This window comes from Chitinophaga agri, from assembly GCF_010093065.1.
Taxonomy (GTDB): domain Bacteria; phylum Bacteroidota; class Bacteroidia; order Chitinophagales; family Chitinophagaceae; genus Chitinophaga; species Chitinophaga agri.
Genome location: NZ_CP048113.1, coordinates 5,801,219 through 5,821,881, shown reverse-complemented (window position 1 = coordinate 5,821,881; position 20,663 = coordinate 5,801,219). Strand labels below are relative to the sequence as shown.

22 protein-coding genes are annotated in these 20,663 nt (G+C 45.3%); 14 read left to right on the top strand and 8 right to left on the bottom strand.

Annotation, left to right across the window (positions count from 1 at the left end; genetic code table 11):
- Positions 1 to 145: 145 nt before the first annotated feature.
- Positions 146 to 1,285: a glycoside hydrolase family 88/105 protein gene (locus tag GWR21_RS23320; protein ID WP_162334054.1), complete on the bottom strand. Its 1,140-nt coding sequence runs from the start codon at positions 1,283 to 1,285 to the stop codon at positions 146 to 148.
- Positions 1,286 to 1,325: 40 nt separating this feature from the next.
- Positions 1,326 to 3,488, bottom strand: a complete 2,163-nt coding sequence (locus tag GWR21_RS23315) for a hypothetical protein (RefSeq protein ID WP_162334053.1) — start codon at positions 3,486 to 3,488, stop codon at positions 1,326 to 1,328.
- Positions 3,489 to 3,620: 132 nt separating this feature from the next.
- Here GWR21_RS23315 and GWR21_RS23310 point away from each other — a divergent pair, with 132 nt between their 5' ends.
- A complete protein-coding gene (locus GWR21_RS23310; RefSeq protein ID WP_162334052.1) occupies positions 3,621 to 4,685 on the top strand; it encodes an isoaspartyl peptidase/L-asparaginase family protein in 1,065 nt (354 codons plus the stop codon).
- A gap of 110 nt (positions 4,686 to 4,795) precedes the next feature.
- Here the strand turns inward: GWR21_RS23310 and GWR21_RS23305 are convergent, their stop codons facing one another.
- Complete coding sequence (locus GWR21_RS23305; protein WP_162334051.1) at positions 4,796 to 5,128, bottom strand: DUF4870 domain-containing protein; 333 nt, start codon at positions 5,126 to 5,128, stop codon at positions 4,796 to 4,798.
- Between the two features lie 79 nt (positions 5,129 to 5,207).
- On the bottom strand, positions 5,208 to 5,633 hold the full coding sequence (gene yiaA / locus GWR21_RS23300) for an inner membrane protein YiaA (RefSeq protein ID WP_162334050.1): 426 nt from the start codon (positions 5,631 to 5,633) through the stop codon (positions 5,208 to 5,210).
- A gap of 123 nt (positions 5,634 to 5,756) precedes the next feature.
- Between yiaA and GWR21_RS23295 the strand changes: the two genes are divergently transcribed.
- The 8 genes from GWR21_RS23295 to GWR21_RS23260 are packed head-to-tail and all read left to right on the top strand — an operon-like array spanning position 5,757 to position 13,461.
- Positions 5,757 to 6,110 (top strand): S-adenosylmethionine decarboxylase family protein, encoded by a 354-nt coding sequence (locus GWR21_RS23295; RefSeq protein WP_162334049.1) that lies wholly within the window; start codon positions 5,757 to 5,759, stop codon positions 6,108 to 6,110.
- A gap of 10 nt (positions 6,111 to 6,120) precedes the next feature.
- Positions 6,121 to 8,028: a DUF4178 domain-containing protein gene (locus tag GWR21_RS23290; RefSeq protein WP_162334048.1), complete on the top strand. Its 1,908-nt coding sequence runs from the start codon at positions 6,121 to 6,123 to the stop codon at positions 8,026 to 8,028.
- Positions 8,015 to 8,308 carry a hypothetical protein gene (locus GWR21_RS23285; protein ID WP_162334047.1) on the top strand — a complete coding sequence of 98 codons (294 nt, stop codon included), beginning with the start codon at positions 8,015 to 8,017 and terminating at the stop codon, positions 8,306 to 8,308. The genes GWR21_RS23290 and GWR21_RS23285 overlap by 14 nt, the downstream gene beginning before the upstream one ends.
- A gap of 18 nt (positions 8,309 to 8,326) precedes the next feature.
- Positions 8,327 to 8,530 (top strand): DUF350 domain-containing protein, encoded by a 204-nt coding sequence (locus GWR21_RS23280; protein ID WP_162334046.1) that lies wholly within the window; start codon positions 8,327 to 8,329, stop codon positions 8,528 to 8,530.
- Between the two features lie 12 nt (positions 8,531 to 8,542).
- Positions 8,543 to 10,069 (top strand): polyamine aminopropyltransferase, encoded by a 1,527-nt coding sequence (locus GWR21_RS23275; RefSeq protein ID WP_162334045.1) that lies wholly within the window; start codon positions 8,543 to 8,545, stop codon positions 10,067 to 10,069.
- Between the two features lie 3 nt (positions 10,070 to 10,072).
- Positions 10,073 to 11,683, top strand: a complete 1,611-nt coding sequence (locus GWR21_RS23270) for an NAD(P)-binding protein (RefSeq protein WP_162334044.1) — start codon at positions 10,073 to 10,075, stop codon at positions 11,681 to 11,683.
- Positions 11,680 to 12,753 carry a hypothetical protein gene (locus GWR21_RS23265; RefSeq protein WP_162334043.1) on the top strand — a complete coding sequence of 358 codons (1,074 nt, stop codon included), beginning with the start codon at positions 11,680 to 11,682 and terminating at the stop codon, positions 12,751 to 12,753. The genes GWR21_RS23270 and GWR21_RS23265 overlap by 4 nt, the downstream gene beginning before the upstream one ends.
- A gap of 24 nt (positions 12,754 to 12,777) precedes the next feature.
- Positions 12,778 to 13,461, top strand: coding sequence for a VIT1/CCC1 transporter family protein (locus GWR21_RS23260; protein WP_162334042.1), 684 nt, complete (start codon positions 12,778 to 12,780; stop codon positions 13,459 to 13,461).
- Here GWR21_RS23260 and GWR21_RS23255 read toward each other — a convergent pair.
- On the bottom strand, positions 13,454 to 14,668 hold the full coding sequence (locus GWR21_RS23255; RefSeq protein ID WP_162334041.1) for an ATP-binding protein: 1,215 nt from the start codon (positions 14,666 to 14,668) through the stop codon (positions 13,454 to 13,456). The genes GWR21_RS23260 and GWR21_RS23255 overlap by 8 nt on opposite strands.
- Positions 14,669 to 14,762: 94 nt before the next feature.
- On the opposite strand from GWR21_RS23255, the gene GWR21_RS23250 reads away from it, so the two are divergent.
- Positions 14,763 to 15,176, top strand: a complete 414-nt coding sequence (locus GWR21_RS23250) for an ADP-ribosylation/crystallin J1 (protein WP_162334040.1) — start codon at positions 14,763 to 14,765, stop codon at positions 15,174 to 15,176.
- A 144-nt stretch (positions 15,177 to 15,320) separates the two neighbouring features.
- On the opposite strand, the gene GWR21_RS23245 is transcribed toward GWR21_RS23250, so the two are convergent.
- The 3 genes from GWR21_RS23245 to GWR21_RS23235 are packed head-to-tail and all read right to left on the bottom strand — an operon-like array spanning position 15,321 to position 17,733.
- Positions 15,321 to 15,662: a YegP family protein gene (locus GWR21_RS23245; RefSeq protein WP_162334039.1), complete on the bottom strand. Its 342-nt coding sequence runs from the start codon at positions 15,660 to 15,662 to the stop codon at positions 15,321 to 15,323.
- A gap of 15 nt (positions 15,663 to 15,677) precedes the next feature.
- A complete protein-coding gene (locus GWR21_RS23240) occupies positions 15,678 to 16,760 on the bottom strand; it encodes an SUMF1/EgtB/PvdO family nonheme iron enzyme (RefSeq protein ID WP_162334038.1) in 1,083 nt (360 codons plus the stop codon).
- 28 nt (positions 16,761 to 16,788) lie between these two features.
- Positions 16,789 to 17,733: a caspase family protein gene (locus GWR21_RS23235; protein WP_162334037.1), complete on the bottom strand. Its 945-nt coding sequence runs from the start codon at positions 17,731 to 17,733 to the stop codon at positions 16,789 to 16,791.
- A gap of 252 nt (positions 17,734 to 17,985) precedes the next feature.
- Here GWR21_RS23235 and GWR21_RS23230 point away from each other — a divergent pair, with 252 nt between their 5' ends.
- The 4 genes from GWR21_RS23230 to GWR21_RS23215 are packed head-to-tail and all read left to right on the top strand — an operon-like array spanning position 17,986 to position 20,615.
- Positions 17,986 to 18,456 (top strand): hypothetical protein, encoded by a 471-nt coding sequence (locus GWR21_RS23230; RefSeq protein WP_162334036.1) that lies wholly within the window; start codon positions 17,986 to 17,988, stop codon positions 18,454 to 18,456.
- A 19-nt stretch (positions 18,457 to 18,475) separates the two neighbouring features.
- Positions 18,476 to 19,159 carry a hypothetical protein gene (locus GWR21_RS23225; protein WP_162334035.1) on the top strand — a complete coding sequence of 228 codons (684 nt, stop codon included), beginning with the start codon at positions 18,476 to 18,478 and terminating at the stop codon, positions 19,157 to 19,159.
- Complete coding sequence (locus GWR21_RS23220; protein WP_162334034.1) at positions 19,129 to 19,950, top strand: sensor histidine kinase; 822 nt, start codon at positions 19,129 to 19,131, stop codon at positions 19,948 to 19,950. The genes GWR21_RS23225 and GWR21_RS23220 overlap by 31 nt, the downstream gene beginning before the upstream one ends.
- A complete protein-coding gene (locus GWR21_RS23215) occupies positions 19,947 to 20,615 on the top strand; it encodes a response regulator (RefSeq protein WP_162334033.1) in 669 nt (222 codons plus the stop codon). Before GWR21_RS23220 ends, GWR21_RS23215 begins: the two co-directional genes overlap by 4 nt.
- Positions 20,616 to 20,663: the final 48 nt, after the last annotated feature.

Below are 20,663 nucleotides of genomic sequence, written 5' to 3'. Positions count from 1 at the left end.
ATAAATAGCAGGGATTGTTTGCTCGAAACGGGAATTTTTCTGTCCATCCACCAGTTCTGTATCATCGCGGCTATCACAATGTCAGGCATTCCAAAAATAATCGGCCAGGCTATGACACCCGGCCGTTCAACATTATACAAAGAAATTATTTACTCTTATACACTTCCGTTCCTGCCAAAAGGAAACATCCCAACCCATAATCCTCAAAATCAGGGATCTTATCAAACGTCACCGGCTGCCCATCAGAAGGCTGCTTCCCTGTACTTTGCACATACCCTAACATCCCATTATCATGTACACACTCTTTCTCCAGCGCATTCCAGGCCTTTGCTATCACAGGCTGATAAGTTTTTTTATCCAGATATCCTTTACGTACGCCCCATGCCATCCCATATACAAACAGCGAGGTCCCAGTTAGCTCCTTACCACCGAAATGATCCGCATCATGCAGACTCACATTCCAGAACCCATCAGGACGCTGGATCTTCAGGAGAGCAGCAGACATGTCTTTAAAATCCTGCAGGAAGATATTATAGTAGGGAGAACTTTGTGGCAGCTGTTCCATTGTCCTGACAAGCGCAGCCAATACCCAACCGTTACCACGGCTCCAGTAACAGTTGCTACCATTAGGTTCCTTATAGGGGGGAACAAAGTCCTTGTCACGCCACCAGAGATATTCCTGCGTATTATAGAGACCTGCTGTACCATGTTTGAACTTTGCATATGCATACATCTCATACATACGACGGAAGTAAGCAGTGTCATTGTATATTTTGCCAAGGCGTGCCATGACTGGCATGGCCATCTGAATAGCGTCGATCCAGTCCCAGTCATCTACCATGTCGGTATGCATCATGGTATCGATGGACGCTTTGATATCATGGATGCGTTTTTCTTCCCTCTTTTTATCGATGAGGTAGAGATCGATATAGGTCTGGCCGCAGGCCTGATTATCAGCATTGCGCGTCATGATTCCCCCACGGAGGCCCCAGTTATGCTTTTCACCCCATTGCACTGCATAGTCATAGTAGCTTTTCTGCGGATCAATCTTATAAAGCTCTATCAGCCCCTCATAATAGACAGCACGTGTCCAGATGTTGGAAGGCCAGGTCTTATGCAGGACGATCTGTTTGCCGGCATCCGGCCACTTCTCCATGAAATAACGGTTAGCGAGGGTCAGGGTTTTCAGTACTTCCTTTTTAGGTGGTAGTGATTGCTGTGCCTGTACCGGCAGATAACTGCCAATACTCAGCAAGGCCCCAGCTACAAAAAGATGCATCTTCATTTTTTATAGTTTTTATACGTGGATGATCTGTAGGATCTTATTATGGCAGTGGGTTTAATCCTTCCCACATTACACGCCACTTCCCGTTTTCGGGGATGCCGGGTAATGCCTGGCTACATCCATCATAGCCAGCACACATCAGTGCGATAGCAGTCAGGAGTCCGCCGTTACCAGGCAGGTACAGACGTAACCTGTTGTCCTGATAGTTATGACCGTTGGCCAGCCAGGTATTAGTTTGTACTGGCATGAAGAGGGCGTCCATTGCCTTGTCGGGCAAACCGAGGCGGGTGGCAGTCATCGCGGTGAGTGGGAAATCCCAACCCCATGTTTCCTGCCAGTTCCAGGACTTCCATATCTTATCAAAGGTCTGACGCATCACAGCTGAGTCTACATAGGGACGAGCAGGTAGCATACCCAGTGCGCCGAATACGGCAGGATGGTCCGTCATGTAAGGTGGATGAGTATAAGAATCCGGTGCGCTTTCAGCAGCCATGTAGAGGCCCTGTTGCTGAGGAAGGACGGACAGGCTGTCTAGTATATTGTCCCAGCGCTGGTTACGGGGAAGCCCGAGGCGCACGCGCCATTCCTGAGCAGTGGATAATCCCCAGCGCCAGTAAGCCAGTTCGAATGTAGCGTTAAAGGTACTTTCAGGCTTAAAACGTTCCTGGGCGGGAATCATGCCGGGGCCAAGTGTATAGCGATGTTTCACACTGTCATAGGTAGGATAGGAAGCCATGAAATCTGCCGTGGCGAAAACCAGGTCTTTATATTTATTAAGGGTGCCTTTATCGTGATAGTGACGATAAAGCAGTTCAGTCATGTAAATAAAATGTGGCTGTTGCCAGAGCAGGAATGCTCCTACGGAAGAGGGGCTTTCATTGCCGGCAGGATCAGTCATTTTTTGCCAGCGCAGCCCTTCATAGCCTTGTCGTTGAGCAATGGCCGCGGCTTTGCCGGCGACGGTGGAGTACCATTGTAAACTCTTCTCCAGCATATCCGGACGGTTCCACAACGCAAAATGAACGGCATGCCACCAGTGCATTTCCAGGTGAGGTTTTCCAAACCAGCTGTTGTATGTCAGACCTGTTTCCTGCGGAGGTATGTTGCCAGCACATTGTACCGCCATAAGATATTGAGACAGTATGATCCTTCTTTCCAGTTCGGTGGCCCGGAGATCTGTACTACCGGAAAAATCAACAGCGCCCCCCTCCTGCCAGAAATGCTGCCAGTGCTCTTCACTGAAAGTGCGTACTGTACCGAAGTTAGGTACATTACGATATGCAGGTAGCTGCTCGCTGAAGCGGAAACTGCATTCAAGGACACTATTGGCGGTCGTGGGCGTCAGCACATGATCATGTCTTTGCTGCTGAGTGACAGTGAGCGCCTCTGTTCCGGACACTTTCAGGAAGTAGCGGTATTTATCCAGCGTGTGTTCCATGGTAAAGGTACGCTGGTCGTAATCTATAATACGGGAAGAATGTTTCTCAGGGAACTGCCTGTTCACACCGGCATCCGTAAATGTACCGGTGGGGTAGGGAAAACGGACCCGTAGCTTAAGGCGGCCTTCTTTCAACAGCGATGATGAGATTTTAACTGATACTACATCCTCTTCAGGATGTACGACAGTCAATACGTCTACAGGTTGCCCTTCTACCGTAAAATGACTTTTAATGATACCACTCCAGAGGTCGAGGGTCTGGTTAATTTCTTTGATATCTGATAAGCCACAGGTCTGACCATTTTTTAGTGTAATAAGCATACCGATATTGCCCAGCTGCAGACGGTGCACATTCTGACGGAACCAGTCAGATGCCTGTTTATTTCTTTCCGGCGCATTCCATTGCACAGCGTAGGACCTGTCACGATTATCCAGATGATAGTTCTTCAGACTTTCCTCAAAGCGATAACCGGCAGTGTCCGTAAAGCTATGCCATCCCCATTCAGACTGGGTGCCCAATGGAATACCCTGACCATAAGCTTCAGGAAATGACTGCATACCCGTAATATCCACCGTATAGGCAAAACCACCATTTCCCAGGGTCAGCGCTGAGAGGGAATCGAATTGCCTGTTGACAACATTATGTCTTTCTACGAGCGAAAAACGGTCAATACGTTCCTGGCTCCGTGCAGCGGAACTGAGCAATAGCAGACAAACAAACATTGAACGCGCGATAAGCCGTACAGCTATTCTTTTATTCATCATCGTGGATCACATTTCGATAAATGTATGGAAACGTTTGCGCAAAAACGGATTATTAATTTGCAATATCTACGTTAACAAAGTATCCCATACTGTCCCACTGACAACTGAAACAGATTTTTTAATTTAGTCCACATGAAGACAATCTCCTTTCTCCGATCAGCCACCTGGCTACTGATGCTGTGCAGTGGCTTACAGGCAGCGGCCAGCCCAATTATCAACAGTGAAGACAGCCTCCACCTGGAAAAATATGTACTGGTGATACACGGCGGCGCAGGCACTATCCTGAAAAAGAATATGACACCACAGAAAGAAGCCGCCTACAAAGCAGGACTGGAAGATGCCCTGAAGGCAGGATATAAGGCCATTCAGGCAGGGAAGAGCAGTCTGGATGCGGTAGAAGCAACTATCAGGGTACTGGAAGATAATCCGCTTTTTAATGCAGGTAAAGGGGCCGTGTTTACACATGACGGCCGCAATGAAATGGATGCTGCCATTATGAATGGCAAAACACTGGAAGCGGGATCAGTAGCTGGTGTCTCAACTATCCGCAATCCGATCACTGCAGCAAGAGCAGTAATGCAAAAATCAGAACATGTGATGCTGGTTGGCCGGGGCGCAGAGCAGTTTGCCAAAGAGGCAGGACTGGAAATAGTAGATCCCTCTTATTTCCGCACACAGGAACGTTGGGATGGATTACAGAAAGCCCTGCGGGAAGATTCTGTTAAGAGTAAGCTGGATCATAGCTATCAGCCGGCAGGTAAACTCGGTATAGAAAACATTGACAACAAGTTCGGTACGGTAGGTGCGGTAGCCCTGGACAAAGCCGGGAACCTGGCAGCAGGTACTTCTACCGGCGGTATGACAAACAAAAAATACGGCCGTGTCGGAGACGCACCGATTATTGGTGCGGGTACATATGCAAATAACAATACGGTAGCAGTATCCTGTACTGGCTGGGGCGAATTCTTTATTCGCAGTGTTGTTGCCTATGACCTGTCTGCATTGATGGCATATAAAGGTTTATCTGTACAGGAAGCAGGGAAGGCTGTGATAGAGAAAGTAGGTAAATTAGGTGGTAATGGTGGATTGATCGCATTGGACAAAGAGGGGCATGCAGCACTTCCCTTTAATACGGAGGGGATGTACAGAGGCCTGGTGACCGCTGATGGTAAGATCATAATAGAGATCTACAAATAACACTGAGTCCGGGAACCCCCAGGACGGGGATTCCCGGTTTACGTCTTCAGTTAGTATAGGGTATTAGGATATAGTCAAGTTCTTTTAACGGCTATAGACTCCACAACAGATCAGTTCAGAAAACTAAACCTGTTCTCAAACAATTTTCCAACTCCGGGGACAGGGCTCAATACATCCTTTGATGCTGCAACAGCACCAAAGGTCATTAAGACCAATGGAAGAAGGCCGGCAACCGCTAATATTGCCCCTATTGAAGGGATGATTGCTGAGATGATCTGAATACCAATCCATAAAACCCCAGCGAATATAAAAATGCCCAATGCCTGATTAAGGTGGTATTGTACCAGTCGGCTTTTCTGCTGACTGTTCCTGTACCGGACATAACTATATATCCATCCAATCAACGTGATGTAGGCAATAATAGCCAACGTTTGGTTTTTCATAAAAGATATGGTTTAAATTTTTCCGGAACAGGTACGGCATTACTGCATCGTCCTTCCGTGCCATCAATATCAGGGTGGGTTACCTTTCAGAAGTTGTGTCTATGGTTCCGGTACCGGCCTTGAATGCCTGCGTATCACGGGTATTCTTCTGCACGCTGATAGCGCCGAAGATGCTCAACAGGAAAGCGAAGGCGTAGAATCCTTTTTCACTTGGCAATAAGGTCGCATTCCATAAACCTACTGTCAGCAGAATGATACAAAGTAAGGTGGATACCCAGCTGATACCATAATAGATATCTGTCACCGGCACACCTTCAAGACGGTCCCTTACACATTTCTGTACAGAGACGCCTGCAAATAACCCATACATTAGTATGGTGAAGTAATACCCTTTCTCATCCAGCAACATCTCTGCATTCCACAGGCCGACGATATACCCAACCACTCCTATCAATAAGGCGAGCCATGATGTGGCGATAAAGGCAAGTGACGGTTTTTGTTTCATGTGTGATGTTGTGTACTGATTACGGACTCAAAAGTAGATCAAAATGTAAATGCCGGGAATAGCGGTTTTCAGGTATAAATCGTCAGGATTCCGTATTTTGGCAGTGAATTATCCAGGATACTTATGCACTACAACAAGGGAACCCATTTGATTGCGACCCTGCATACCACTGAGCATCAACTACTTAACACTTTTGAAGCATTCAGAACGCTGACAGAAAACCTAATTGAGACCCACCAGCTGCAAAAGCTCGGGGAAGTATATCATAATTTTCTCCCTGCCGGTTATACCGGTGTGGTATGTCTGAGTGAAAGTCATCTTTCCATACATACCTGGCCAGAGCATGGTAAAGTTAACGTTGATATATACCTGAGTAATTATCTCCGGAACAATGATGGTACAGTAAATAAGATCTACAGCGCTATTAAGGAGCATTTCAGCGCGACTGTTGAACAGGAACAATACCTCAAACGCTAAACCTATTACTGTGCATTCATCGATCTATCAATGCCCTAACTGTAGCCGTGCGGTTAACTTTACCTCTCCGTACACAACCGTAAAGGAATGTGTATGCGGTACTGTTATTAACAGAATGAATAACGGTACATTCCTGCCAAGGCCATTCCCGACCATCGTAGCTGCAGATAACGCTACTGTCATTGCACCAGGTACTGCAGGACAATGGAAGGGAAAGAAATTTACGGTTACGGGCCGCTTCAGGGTATGGCAGGAAGAAACACTGGTCAGCTACTGGACGATCATCTTCCAGGAGGAGAGTCTTGGCGGCTATCTCGTAGAGGGATATGGGATGTATGCCATCTACCTGCCCAAAGAGCCGCCTGCGGAACTTACCGGCGACGTTATTAAAAACCTGGCTACCGGACATAATAAACAGTTCTATGGGCAGACGTACATGCTGCTGCGAAAGAACCATTGTAAAAAATGGGATGTAGAAGGAGAACTGTATATACCGGAATGTGGCAATACCTTTATCACATATGACTTCTCCAGCCCTAATGGACAGGTTGTACATATTATAGAATACTGGCCGCAGGTAAGACCTGCATTCGAAGTCCATTATACCGATTTCACTTCCCTGGCACTTACGCATACACGCACCTATGAAAACCGTGGTGTGATGCTTAACTGTACATGTGGCAAGGGTATACATATCGTCTCCTTTCCTTACGCACAGAGCGTAGCATGCTCCCATTGCGGCACCAGGTATGCATATAAGAATGGAAACAACTTCTCAAAAGTTGCCGGCCACAATATCATGACACCAAAGCCGGTGATCAAACTGGGATCAGTGGGTACGATCAAGGGTATTCCTTATAAGGTACTCGGATATATCATGAAGGAGGAACGTAATCAGTATAAAGCCCGCTGGACGGAATATACCTTATTCCATGAAACAGAAGGATACGCTTTTCTGAGTGAATTTGAGGGCCACTGGATCTACCTGAGAGAACATGGAAAGACGCCAGTACCAACTGATATGTATACCGAAGGATTCCGGTATGAAGGAAAAGACTACGATCTGTTCAACAAGTATTCATATAATGTTATATCAGCCGTAGGCGAATTTGCTGCGAATCCATTCAATGACGGCAGCGTTCAGTGCTGGGAGTTTATATCCCCTCCCATTATGTGGGCAAGGGAACAGAGTCCGGAAGAAGGTATTGCGTGGTTCAAAGGGCATCATATACCTGCCAGGGACATAGCCGCAACCTTCAGCGACAATGTGAAAATGCCTATGTCAACGGGTATCGGCACATTACAACCGAACGGGTATGTGAACCTGAAACAGATGCTGAAGTATGTACTTATTGCTATCGGACTACTGATCGTGATACATCTTTTCACTACAGGCAGCACCACCGAGAAACAACTTGTCGACACACAGATATATTTCGCTGATTCCAGTAATACACAAACAACGGTAATAGAAGATGTACGCCTGGAACAAAGCAGCAGTTCCGTCAAACTGCTCATTAACTCCTCACTTAACAATACCTGGGTAGAAGTAGAAGCCACGCTCGTTAATAAGGACGATGGTTCAGAATACACGGTCAGCAAAGGCATCGAATATTACAGCGGTATGGAAGACGGAGAAAGTTGGTCAGAAGGTAACCTGAACGGAGAAATGTATCTAAGTAGTGTGCCCGGTGGTAACTATACGTTAAAATTAACAGCTACCAGAGAAGGCGGATTTTATCCGGTAGGCTCCTATCATGTGACGGCGTACGCTGGTGCCACCAGTATGCGTAACCTGTTTATTTGTATTGGCCTGTTGTTATTATGGCCAATATTTAAATATATCACCTCCTATTACAGTGAAAAGAAGCGCTGGGCAAATAGTGATTACTCAAAATTCAATTATGGATCAGAATAACTTAGACGACAATAAACCTTTTGAAAGGTTCAATCTGTCGAAGGACAGCAGGCAGGCTAGCCAGCAGGGCGACGGTGGTCGGTTTAACATGCTGAACGATATGAGCAGATTCAATCCTTTTAAGGAAGAATCCGTGTTTCATCCGTTCCGCTGGTTCATTCTCATTGTTGTATTCCTGGGCGGTCTGCTGATGTACTCAGACAGGCGTGGAATGCGCCTCTTTTCTAACTCCGGACAGGAACAATGGAATCCTTCCGGTCAACGCGGTTATCATAAATAATCTATCAAACCACTTAATATGCAAAACGCACTTACTAACTCTATTCTGTATTCCTTTATCGGTATTGGTATCCTTGTAATTGTCTTCGTACTTGTTGAAATTCTCACACCGCGACACAACCTCCGTAAAGAGATCATGGACAATCAGAACATGGCGGTAGCCGTATTCGCCGGCTTCTTTATGCTGGCAATGGCAATCATCATTGCATCGGCTATTCATTAAGTAAAAGAAACAATGTCTAGAAAAGAGAACAGCGCACAGTGGCTGCTATTGACGGCAGTATTTGTTATTGCCACCTGTGGATTGATTTATGAACTGGTAGCAGGCACCCTGGCATCTTACCTGCTTGGTGACAGTATTACACAGTTCAGTACTATTATCGGTGTGTACCTGTTTTCCATGGGAATAGGTTCCTTCCTGTCAAAGTACTTCAGCAAAAACCTGCTGGCGTGGTTCATCAGGATAGAATTGCTGGTAGGACTGGTGGGAGGGTTCAGTTCCGCCCTGCTATTCATTGTATTTCCGCTGGCAGCGTCCTTCCGGATCATCCTGTATGCCATCGTACTGATCACGGGCGTACTGGTGGGACTGGAGATACCACTGCTCATGCGTATCCTGGAGAATAAAGTTGAATTTAAGGAACTTGTTAGCCGGGTATTTACCTTTGATTACATCGGCGCCCTGCTGGCCTCACTGATATTCCCGCTATTGCTCGTACCTCACCTCGGACTGATCAGGACCTCTCTGTTCTTTGGCATTCTGAATGTAGGCGTAGGCTGGTACCTGGCTTATAAATTTTCTAAAGAGATACGCCAGGGTGGAATGCTTAAGATCACGGCTATCCTGCTGCTAATTGCGCAAATCGTATGCTTCTTTTTTTCTGAAAAGATCATGAGCTACAGTGAAGCGATGACCTATGACGACAATGTGGTGTATTCAACTTCCACACCATATCAGCGAATCGTTATTACCAAGAACAAACATGAGCTCCGGCTTTTCCTGAACGGGAACCTGCAGTTCAGCACCGCAGACGAATACCGGTACCACGAGGCATTGGTACATCCCACCTTTTCTTCGCTCAGTAACCCTGAGCAGGTATTGGTACTGGGAGGCGGAGATGGACTGGCTGTAAGGGAGATACTGAAATATCCATCGGTTAAGCAGGTCACCCTGGTTGATCTTGACCCTGCCATGACCCGGCTTTTCTCCAGGCAGCGTATGCTGACCATGTTAAACGATTCTTCCCTGCTGAACCCGAAAGTACATGTCAGGAATGCAGATGCCTTTACCTGGCTACGCAATAACAAGACAAAATTTGATGCGATCGTCGTTGACTTTCCGGATCCTTCAAATTTCTCCATAGGAAAGTTATACAGTACTTCTTTCTATCAGCTACTGAAGCATGCATTGCGTCCTGATGGTATTGCCGTTATCCAGAGTACCTCTCCATATGTTGCCCCTAAAAGTTTCTGGTGTGTAGATACTACGCTGAGAGCAGTAGGCTTACATACTATCGCTTACCATAACTATGTTCCTTCCTTCGGTGAATGGGGATACATTATGGCGACTCCCGAAAAACCTCACCAATGGTTCAGCCATATTCCGGCTCCCCTGAAATATCTTAATCCTACTACGCTGCAACAGATGCTGACCTTTCCTGAAGATATGAAAGCACATCAGTTGCTCGATATTAATAAGCTTAATAACCAGGCACTGGTTAAATACTTTGAAGAAGAGTGGGGAAAATATCTTGAACGTTGAGAGATGCGGAGAAGATCATTTATACAATCTATAGCAGGACTCACGGTAGTGAGCAGTTTTTTACCGGCCTGCCAGCAGCAGCGGGTTATAAAGGGCCGTGTGATAGGAGCCAGTTCACATACGGGACACCTGTTACGCGACAAGAAATTTGCGGCGCCTGCAGTCACATCGGAACATGCGGTTGTGATCATAGGCGGTGGGATCAGCGGATTATCAGCAGCCCGTTACCTGCATCGGCAGGGTGTTACGGATATAGTGATACTGGACCTTGAAAAAGAAATGGGGGGCAATGCTGCCTGTGGAAAGAATGATATTTCCGGTTATCCCTGGGGTGCACACTATGTGCCTATTCCCAATAACGACCTGACCGAATACGCGGACTTCATGCGGGAATGTGGTGTTATCACCAGTGCTCCCGACGCTCCATTACCTACCTATAATGACTACCATATCTGCTTTGATCCTGAAGAAAGACTTTATATCAACGGGCAATGGCAGGAAGGGTTAGTACCGGTATTTGGTGTGCCCGATCCGGAAAAGAAACAGATACAGGAATTCCTTGATAAGATGCAGGCATTCCGTCTGGCCAAAGGTGCAGACGGAAAGGACGCTTTTACTATACCACTGGATAAGTCCAGCAAAGATCCGGTATTCACAGCATTGGATAACATTACCATGAAGGACTGGTTGAACCAGCAGGGATGGGATTCTACCTATTTGCAATGGTATGTAAATTACTGTACGCGTGATGACTATGGTACCACCTATGACCAGATCAGTGCCTGGGTGGGTATTCAATACTTCGCCAGCAGAAAAGGTAAAGGAACGAATGCAGAACATCATGACGTGCTGACCTGGCCCGAAGGTAATGGCTGGCTGGCCGGACATCTGAAAAAAGAAATACAACCCTACTTCCGGAATGAAGCGCTGGCGGCACGCATACAGGAAGAAAACGGGAAACTGTCTATAGATTACTTCGATGTGAAAGAGAGCAGACTGAAAAGAATAAATGCGGACCAGTGTATACTTGCTGTACCACAGTTTGTAGCAGGAAGAATATTGCAGGACGACGCACGCATCCGTAAAGTACATGAGCATCTGCAATATAGTCCATGGATGGTAGCCAACATCTGCACGGAAGAATTGGATGAACGTACAGGCTATGCCCTCAGTTGGGATAATGTGCTGTATAACAGTCCTTCTCTAGGCTACGTTGAGGCACCTCATCAACAGGTGGAACAAGCTAAAACAAAAACGAATCTGACCTACTACCTGCCACTGACTGATAAAAGTCCGGTAGAAGAACGCAAAGCTGCGCTGGAAAGAACACATGCGGACTGGGTGAAAATGATCGTCGCTGACCTGAATAAAGTGCATCCAGATGTGGCAGAGTCCATTGAAGAAGTCAATATAATGATCTGGGGGCATGCAATGGTGAAGCCGCTACCTGGCCTTGCTCATGGCAATATCAGGCACGAGCTCGGCGCATCTGTCAATGACCGTATACACTTCGCACATACTGACCTGGCAGGTAACAGTCTCTTTGAAGAGGCCTTTTACCAGGGATTAAACGCTGCTAAAAAAGTGATGACACAATTATCCGGTAAGATATGAACACACAACCCTGGATAGGCAAACCATGGACGGACAGTGTATTTATACTGTTGCCTCCGTTTTTCAGTCTGCTGGTAATCATGCTCTTCCCCTCCCTCTTTCAGAATGACAGGAACATGCCTGACGCGGGATGGGTGATACTTGTACTGCTGGTAGACGTAGCACATGTATACAGCACGTTGTACCGTACATATTTTGACAAGCAGGCGCTCAGTAACCAGCGGTTCCTGCTGTGGATCATACCAGCACTCAGTTTTATTGGCGGTATCGTGGTCTATTCAATGAGTAGCTTACTATTCTGGCGTATATTGGCATATGTCGCAGTCTATCATTTTATCAGGCAGCAGTATGGCTTTATGCGTGTTTACAGCCGGCGGGAAAACGCCAGCAGGATCAGTAAGTTAATCGATACGATCACTGTATACACGGCTGCTATATACCCGATGGCTTATTGGCATCTTAGCGGTCCACGTAATTTTAACTGGTTTGTTGAGAATGACTTTGTATTCTTTCCCTCTGCTGCGTTACGGAATGTATTGGGAGGTGTATATTTTTTAATTGTAGCGGTTTACATTACCAAAGAGATATATAATGCCCGTACACTACGGCACTTCAATATTCCGAAAAATGCGGTGATAGCAGGCACATTGTTATCCTGGTATTTTGGTATTGTATACTTCAACGGAGACATGGCTTTCACCCTGTTGAATGTAGTAAGTCATGGTATTCCCTATATGGCTCTGATCTGGCTGTATGGTCAGAAACAATATAAAGACCCACAGAAGAGCGGTACCTTTTTGCGAATGGTATTCAGCCGTTACGGCGTGGTGATATTTTTGCTGCTGATATTCCTGTTTGCCTTTATTGAAGAAGGCCTCTGGGATATGACCGTATGGCAGGAACATGCAACAGTTTTTGGCACAGCGCATCTGCCTGCTTTAGATGTGAGTCAGCAGCTGCTTAATATTATCGTTCCCCTGCTGGCATTGCCACAGATCACGCACTATATTCTGGACGGCTTCATCTGGAAGATCAAGAAAGAAGAGTTTAAATGGAGTAATGAAATTTAATATTTTTAGATAAAAGAGAAATCTATGCATCAGGAAACACACGTTACCAGTTCAAATATTGTGAGGGATATTATCATTGGTATGTCTGACGGACTGACAGTGCCTTTTGCCCTCACTGCTGGCCTGAGTGGAGTGCTGGATACGAATCACCTGATCATTGTATCCGGATTATCCGAAATAGCTGCTGGCTGTATTTCTATGGGATTAGGTGGGTTCCTCGCGGGACAGACCGAAATAGAGCACTATGATGCGGAGCTGAAGCGGGAATATGATGAGATAGAAAAAGTGCCTGATATCGAACGAAAAGAAGTGGAGGAGATATTTATGTCAATGGGTGTAGATGCGGCACTAAGCAGGCAGGTGACAGCACAGATCAGTCAGGATAAGGATAAATGGGTTGATTTCATGATGCGCTTTGAGCTGGGACTGGATAAACCAGATAAAAACAGGGCTTATCAATCTGCTATTACCATTGCACTGGCTTACATGGCAGGCGGGGTGATACCATTGGCGCCCTATCTCATCTTTACTGATAACCAGCTTGGGTTTTACTGGTCTTGTATCATTACGATCCTCGCACTTGTGGTATTCGGTTATTTCAAATCCCGGGTAACAGCGCAACCACTGCTCAAAGGTACACTAAAAGTGGCCTTTACCGGTATCCTCGCGGCAGCGGCTGCTTACACGATCGCTAAACTGATCAGCTAACTTCCGTTTGCTGGTTGATCAGTGTTTGTATTTCTTCTTTTTTACCGGCTTGCAATAAAATATCTATCATCCCTATATATACCCGCTGTTGTTCTTTATTCAGGCTTTGGAATAGCCTGGGTTCCGCAGAGAAGATTGTTTTCAGGAATCGCTTTAGCTCCTTTCTATTACCGGTGTCCGGCAGGATGCCATTCTTTTCATAGACATTCAGTAGCCGGGCTGCGGCTTCTCCTTTCAGGAATGCTTTCTGTTTATCCCGGACTTCGATATGCAGCTGCTCTGTTAGCTCACGGAACACGGCATGCTGTTTTGTTCTCTCAAACATATTCTGCGTCAGTTCTGTATCACCGGGATTGAATGCATCAAAATACCTTGATTCTACGTATACACTATGATAGAAGCCGATCGCATTATTGTTGAAAGATGTCAGTTCCTTAAATACCTCTGACTGCCCGGAGTTAAGGAAATAAAAGAAGAACTTATCTCCTATCCTTTCTGCCCACCTTACAAAGGTCACCCTGAAATAGTAGTCCGTACCGTCCGCATCTTTCAGGTGAAGGGTAGTCGTATCATTTTCAGCAATAGCTTCGGTATAATCCAGTGCTATACCATTGATACGGATCTGATAGTCCTTCTCTCTGTTCAGCATCAGGAACCAGCCAAATTCCCGGATGAGGAAGCTCTTAAATTCATCGGACTGGAAAGAGAATCCGGAGACCTCAAAAAGATCGTAAAAAGTGACCGTTGTACCTGTTGACTTTTTGACTGTTTTCTTCATGCCTTCCGGCTCGTAGAAGTCTTTCGAATTACCGGTGATGGTAATCCCATATTCCATTATATTGCCTGTATGACTGTTCCTATACACAGTATGCCAGACAGCTTTTCCACTGAATGCGGAGAAAGAAAAACGCCCACGGCCCTTGTTCCCCTTAATGAAGGAAGATGATTTCTGAAAAGAGGCCTTTTTAATGGAATCATTAAAATGGCCGAAAGTTTCTTTTAAAAGCTCATAGTCTATACCGGAACCATTATCAGTTATGGATAAATTATGAATAGTATCGATCTCATTAGATTCAAAATGTATATCTATCATAGACGCGGCTGCATCAAAGCCGTTCCAGATATATTCCGCCACAGCCTCCATGTAGTCTTTCGGGAGGCCGGAAGATTGGATCCCCGTATCCGTAACTGACACTTTCTCTTTCATTTGTAGCTATTTTATATGCTCTATACTAAAATAGAGAATTTTATTTAGATGCTGTAACTTGTATTCAACCCTTTACTATACATTGAATTTACATATGAATACAACTCTTGTTTACCGTCCGACCGGCTTGAAAGAACTGGCACTCATTGCAGCGACGGGCTTTACACAGTTTCCTCCCAGATTGTCATGGCAGCCTATATTTTATCCGGTGTTGAATCAGCCATATGCGGAGCAGATCGCATTGGAATGGAATACCAATGATGAAGCATCCGGTTATTGTGGTATCGTGACACGATTCGCAGTAGATAGTGCATTCCTGGAAAGATATGAGATCCAGCATGTAGGAAGCGGCATGCATAATGAATTATGGGTACCGGCGGAAGAACTGTCGTTGTTCAACGAGCATATTAATGGGAAGATCGAGGTAGTGAAGGCGTTTCTGGGAGAGCGGTATGCGGCGCCGGAAGATGGAGTGTTGGCGAAGATGATTGCGGAGAAAGCCCAGTAAGCCACTTATTGGGATCAAACAATGGACGAAAGGATAATAAGACATTCACAAATACCAGGATAAGGGATAAATAGGACCGGCAAAGCACCACAAACAAAACATCAAGATCTGACTTTGCCGGTATTGCATTCTCTTATTCACCAATCAGGTCAGATCTTCAGTAGGTGCCTCAGGGGCATTCCGTCTTACGGCTTCAATCCCCTCATCACGGCTATAGGCAGAGGGATAGGTCTCACTGCGACCAACGATTTCTCCATTTTCAGCTTTCAATACAAAAGTGTAACTGTCTCTGTCAATATTAAATCGTCTTTCATATTGCTTGTAGTAGGGGGCATTTCTCTTGACAGCGGCAATGCTATGCACAGCAGCATGCTTTGAAGTATAGCTTTCACTCCCCAGGATTTTTTCTCCATTACCCGCTTTCAGATTGAAGAAGAAATCATGCTTTCCAATGCCGGAGAAAAGTTCAAATTTGGGATTCTTCATATTATTGGAGTTTTATTATTTGCTCCAGGCCACTCTAAAGCCGATCGTAGGTTGCCTTTCGTCAGGATTCACCATGGAGCGGGATGTGATCAGTAATTCATTTACAGGAGAAATACGGCTATTGTAAGCGCCTCCTTTGACTATCTTACATTGACGTGAGGAATCGGACCAGTCATCACACCATTCGGCCACATTGCCGGTCATATCATAAATGTTAAAGGCGTTGGGGGCCCTCAGACCGACTGTATTCTGTTTTTTCGCGCCATAGTTCGCTACATCCTTCGCGCTGTTCCCACCACTGTACTTGACTGCAAGGCCGGCTCCTGCCGCATATTCCCATTCCTTTTCCGTGGGTAGGCGGCCGCCCCTGGATTTACAAAATGCCATGGCTTCGTTCCATGTAACATTACTTACCGGAGCGTTATCCTTCACACCGGGCGACTGAACGGGAAATTGCTGCCTGCTGCTATCACAATACTTTCGGTACTCCCCAATGGTCACTTCAGTATTACTGATATAGAAGGAATCAATGCCCGGCCCCGTCACTAATCGTTGTTCTATCGGACGCAGAGGGAATACTTGCCGACGTATACCTGGAGTTAAAAAACCATATAAACCCAATGTCATTGCTAATGTACTTCCTATCCCTGCGGTCATAAATCCCCTCTTACGATGCACAATCCTCTTCTGTACCCTGATCTTCTCTTTTAGCATATCCGCAATCTCCGCTGGATTATTTTTCCAATCCTGGTACACCACATGCTTTGATATACCATCAATGGATGTATCATCCAGCCTTAACTGAAGAATATGCGGAAGGCCTTCTCTTGTTTTCGCCAGTGCGATAAGTTTCTCCAGGTTGGACCAGTACTTATGCACAAACACAGCACTGGTAATCATCAGGACAAACCTTGCCTGCCGGCCATAGGTATCTATAGTAAGATCAATGATATGCCTCCCCCAGCTTTCTGCTTTATTCTCAACATAGTAGTAATAACGGACACGCCTTTTCTTTAATTCCGCCGCTATCAGATCAGCGACAGGTTTGTCTTCCTCTGCAACAGAAATGGCTACATCATATTTAAACGCCCGGTTCATGGTGTATGGGATTTGGTGTATGCTGGTATTATATCCTTCCGTCTCTGACCAATTTCCAGTAGTAAGCACCCAGCGCAGTCAACCGGCAACTTTTACTTCTCACAGCTGCCCAGTACATGTATTCCTCCCCTACCGGTTCTATCAGTCCTATCAGCTGCATTCTTCTTAATATCTTGAACGTATTGATATTCTCTTCGTTGGGTGTTTGCGTTGTGTATTCATAACTGGGGTCCAGTGGAAAATCTTCATCTACGTCCGGAAAATATTCCCTGATCTTTCTGAGCTCATAAAGTGAAACTGGCGGGTTAACTTTGCGCAGATTAACAGAACGTACAATATTCGCCTTAAACACCGGCCGCTGTTTCCAGCTACCCAGTGCCCTGTCAATATAACTATATATATTGCCCGGCGTCACCTCTCCGCCTATATCCGCAGCCCCACCCCTCAACGCATCTATCAGCAGACTGGTAAACACCCCCTGCCCGTTACTCTCTACAGAAGATTCTGTACTACGGCTTGAAGCCAGAATAATAATACCCTGTTCGAGAAAGGCCGCACTGTTACCCAGTAAGGCCGGGGTTCCCATAGCACCGGCATGACAACAGTCAAGGATCACTATCTTATGCCGCGCCCTGGACAAGCCAACCATTTTCAACAGCTCATCCATAGAAATACCAACATCGTGACGGGAATAATCAGGCGTCACTATATAACCACCAGTGTCATTGATATTACCGTGGCCCGAGAAATAAAAAAGACTGACGTCGTCATCGCTGTCGTTGAAGGTGTCCAGGATGACAGCCTTCAGTTCCGCCTTTGTCTTAACAGTAATAAAGAGTTTTACTTCGAAATTCGGAGAGCCGTCCGCATTCTTATCCAACAGTTCTGCTACTGTTCTTGCGTCATTAATGCAGCCTTTCAGCTTTGCACTTCCGGGATAGTCATCAATGCCGACTACTAATGCTTTTCTCATGCCTATATATTTTCATTGGGATTTGTCAGGGTGTCTTTGGTTGACCAGACAAAGATGCCTTGCAGATTTGGCGGAAAAAACCTGTTATAAGGGGGAAAAATCCCCTTTTTGACTATCTTCCGGATAATTCCCCAGGCAAGGCAGGATTTTTCCGGTATTTGTCTTAGATTGATTTTTTATGACTGCCGATGTGATAGTTTCGTAGTGTAAACAGTTTACGCCCCTTTTTTCACTACACCTAAAAATCTAATTATGCAACAGCACGTTACTGTAAAACCTCTACCATTTTTTTATGTAGGTCAAAAAACCACCGCAGAAAGAATTTCGAGATTTCAGAAGAACAAACACTCCCTGTTAAGTCAGTCTGCAGGTAAACCCGACACCCGTTCTATCTGGTATTCAAAAGAACACTTCACAAAGCTGCTGGAAGAAATCGAATTTGCCGGCGGAGATGGTATCAGGGTATATTTCGGTACCTATGAGGAAGGACATCAGTTCGCAGGACAAACCTGTTTGTTATTTGTCACCACAAGAGAAAAACAAATAGGCAATGTGACTACCCATGCGAATGTGATACTTGAGAAAGAACCAAACTTTTCTGAGCGTTCATCTGTTGAAAAAGAGATCATTTTATTCCCTGGTGAAGATCCGGGTGAGGATATCCGGGATTTCAATATGGGTATCCCTTGTCCGCCGCGCTGTGATGAAGAGTTTTCCCAATAACGTCACCTAATTCTATTGAATGCAGCGATTCCTGAGATATGAATATCTCTATTTGTACCCTTTATTGCTTAGCGCCATTTTAAGCCTGAAAACTTTCGGGCCTAAATGGCCTAAGCAATATAAGTTATTTGGGGTACTGGTCATGGTATCCCTGCTGACAGAAGCCCTGGCCAACTTCTGGATCATCAGGCTGCATAATCTATTTGGCTGGGACTATTCAAAGAATAACTTATGGATCTACAATCTTTTTATAACAGTGCGTCTTGTGTTACTACAGGCGATCTATTATCTACTATTACATAATCCGCGGATAAAAAGAATGATAGCAGTTTCTGCACCCATATTAATACTGTTTGGCCTAATTAACTACTTCTTCATTCAGGGTCCGTTTCAATCCAACACTTACACCGTGATCACATCACATGTAACTATCATTACACTATGCCTTTATTATTTCAGACAATTGCTGCAGGACCCCTATATCATTGTGCTGCATAAGGAGCCCATGATATGGATGACGCTGGGCACATTCCTGTACCAGACAGCATCACTGCCGTTCCTGGTCATGTTCGGCTTCCTGAATATGTACCACTCCCCGCTGGCCCTTTCATTCCTATTTATCAACGACACCTTTAATTTCTTAATGTGCATCTGTTACTTAATCAGTTTTTTATGCAAGCCTCAACATCCGCAACCGCTCTGACGATCATTATATCAACTATACTGGTGTTAAGTCTCAGTGCAGCCATTATTTATTTCTTGTTTCTCTATCAGAAGAAAAAATTCCGACATCAACAGGAGCTGATCGAAATGAGAGAAGCATTTAACCATGTATTGTTACAGTCGAAACTAGCTATTCAGGAACAAACACTCAATCACATTTCGAAAGAGCTACATGCAAACTTCAGTCACCTGGTATCACTCATCAACATTAACCTGTCAGAGATATTGCCTAAGAGCCCTGTCGAACAGCGTGAGAACATTCTTGAAACCAAGTCGCTGGCCAAACAGCTGATGAGTGAACTGAAAGCATTAAGTGCTAACCTGAATACGGATCATATCATTCACATCGGATTTGTACAGGCACTACAAAACGAATTGAACAGGCTCGCCAAAACCGGCCGATATGATGTCAGCATCACGAAAACAGGAGAAGAATACAGAATGCAGCCCGAACATGAGATCATCCTGTTCCGCCTTTGCCAGGAGGTATTGAACAATGTTGTAAAATATGCAAAGGCTTCAAAAGTAATATCTAACCTGTCATTCTCTGCCGATAACTTTATCCTTACCATCTCCGACAATGGAGAAGGATTTGATGTAGATAAAGCAGTGAAACAAAGCGGTGAAAAACAAAGCACAGGTCTGCTGAATATGCGCAAAAGAGCAATGCTGATCAATGCTGAATTTGATATTTCCAGTCGTACTGGCAATGGCACAACCGTTACCATCAATATCCCGCATCCACAAATACTTAAAACATTTGCTGTATGAAAAATGCCAGCCCTAAAATAAATATCGCCCTCGTCGATGACCATAATCTATTCCGGAAAGGTCTCATTAAACTCATTAGTATGGGAGACCCGCAGCAGAAGTATCATATCCTCTTTGAAGCAGAGAACGGAAACGACCTGAAAGAAAAAATGATGCAGCCCCCTTTTCCGGATATCATTCTCATGGACATTGATATGCCCGATATGGATGGATATGAGGCGGTGGACTGGCTACAGCGCACACACCCTTCCATAAAGGTGCTCATCGTTTCAATGGTAGAATCGGAGAAATCCATTCTGCGTATGTTGCGGTTAGGTGTGAAAGGATATCTGTCAAAAGATATCGAGGTGGAAGATATGAACCAGGCATTGGAAGCAATTGCCAGTAACGGTTTTTACTACTCGGAAATAGCTACGGAAGTACTGAATCAGAATCTTATGGGCAACACAAAGTCGAATGCTTCCGCCTTGTATCTGTCGGAAAATGAAAGGGAATTCCTGAAACTGTCTACTACAGAAATGACATATCAGCAGATTGCGGATAAAATGAATCTGAGCCCTAAAACTATTGATGGTTACAGAGAGGCATTATTTCAGAAGTTAAATGTAAAGACAAGGGTTACAATGGCGATGTATGCAGTCAAACATGGTATTGTACAATTATAGGCAGCATGGCTGTTCTACTCAGCTATGCTTAAAAATAAAGGGGGCGTT

What these genes read in the sequence shown, in the direction of transcription:
- GWR21_RS23240 (WP_162334038.1), bottom strand. Translation starts at nt 16,760, where the DNA reads ATGAACCGGGCGTTTAAATATGATGTAGCCATTTCTGTTGCAGAGGAA.
- GWR21_RS23250 (WP_162334040.1), top strand. Translation starts at nt 14,763, where the DNA reads ATGAATACAACTCTTGTTTACCGTCCGACCGGCTTGAAAGAACTGGCA.
- GWR21_RS23255 (WP_162334041.1), bottom strand. Translation starts at nt 14,668, where the DNA reads ATGAAAGAGAAAGTGTCAGTTACGGATACGGGGATCCAATCTTCCGGC.
- GWR21_RS23280 (WP_162334046.1), top strand. Translation starts at nt 8,327, where the DNA reads ATGCAAAACGCACTTACTAACTCTATTCTGTATTCCTTTATCGGTATT.
- GWR21_RS23260 (WP_162334042.1), top strand. Translation starts at nt 12,778, where the DNA reads ATGCATCAGGAAACACACGTTACCAGTTCAAATATTGTGAGGGATATT.
- GWR21_RS23310 (WP_162334052.1), top strand. Translation starts at nt 3,621, where the DNA reads ATGAAGACAATCTCCTTTCTCCGATCAGCCACCTGGCTACTGATGCTG.
- GWR21_RS23235 (WP_162334037.1), bottom strand. Translation starts at nt 17,733, where the DNA reads ATGAGAAAAGCATTAGTAGTCGGCATTGATGACTATCCCGGAAGTGCA.
- GWR21_RS23320 (WP_162334054.1), bottom strand. Translation starts at nt 1,285, where the DNA reads ATGAAGATGCATCTTTTTGTAGCTGGGGCCTTGCTGAGTATTGGCAGT.
- GWR21_RS23285 (WP_162334047.1), top strand. Translation starts at nt 8,015, where the DNA reads ATGGATCAGAATAACTTAGACGACAATAAACCTTTTGAAAGGTTCAAT.
- GWR21_RS23270 (WP_162334044.1), top strand. Translation starts at nt 10,073, where the DNA reads ATGCGGAGAAGATCATTTATACAATCTATAGCAGGACTCACGGTAGTG.
- GWR21_RS23215 (WP_162334033.1), top strand. Translation starts at nt 19,947, where the DNA reads ATGAAAAATGCCAGCCCTAAAATAAATATCGCCCTCGTCGATGACCAT.
- GWR21_RS23245 (WP_162334039.1), bottom strand. Translation starts at nt 15,662, where the DNA reads ATGAAGAATCCCAAATTTGAACTTTTCTCCGGCATTGGAAAGCATGAT.
- GWR21_RS23295 (WP_162334049.1), top strand. Translation starts at nt 5,757, where the DNA reads ATGCACTACAACAAGGGAACCCATTTGATTGCGACCCTGCATACCACT.
- GWR21_RS23265 (WP_162334043.1), top strand. Translation starts at nt 11,680, where the DNA reads ATGAACACACAACCCTGGATAGGCAAACCATGGACGGACAGTGTATTT.
- GWR21_RS23225 (WP_162334035.1), top strand. Translation starts at nt 18,476, where the DNA reads ATGCAGCGATTCCTGAGATATGAATATCTCTATTTGTACCCTTTATTG.
- GWR21_RS23230 (WP_162334036.1), top strand. Translation starts at nt 17,986, where the DNA reads ATGCAACAGCACGTTACTGTAAAACCTCTACCATTTTTTTATGTAGGT.
- GWR21_RS23275 (WP_162334045.1), top strand. Translation starts at nt 8,543, where the DNA reads ATGTCTAGAAAAGAGAACAGCGCACAGTGGCTGCTATTGACGGCAGTA.
- GWR21_RS23220 (WP_162334034.1), top strand. Translation starts at nt 19,129, where the DNA reads ATGCAAGCCTCAACATCCGCAACCGCTCTGACGATCATTATATCAACT.
- GWR21_RS23315 (WP_162334053.1), bottom strand. Translation starts at nt 3,488, where the DNA reads ATGATGAATAAAAGAATAGCTGTACGGCTTATCGCGCGTTCAATGTTT.
- yiaA (WP_162334050.1), bottom strand. Translation starts at nt 5,633, where the DNA reads ATGAAACAAAAACCGTCACTTGCCTTTATCGCCACATCATGGCTCGCC.
- GWR21_RS23305 (WP_162334051.1), bottom strand. Translation starts at nt 5,128, where the DNA reads ATGAAAAACCAAACGTTGGCTATTATTGCCTACATCACGTTGATTGGA.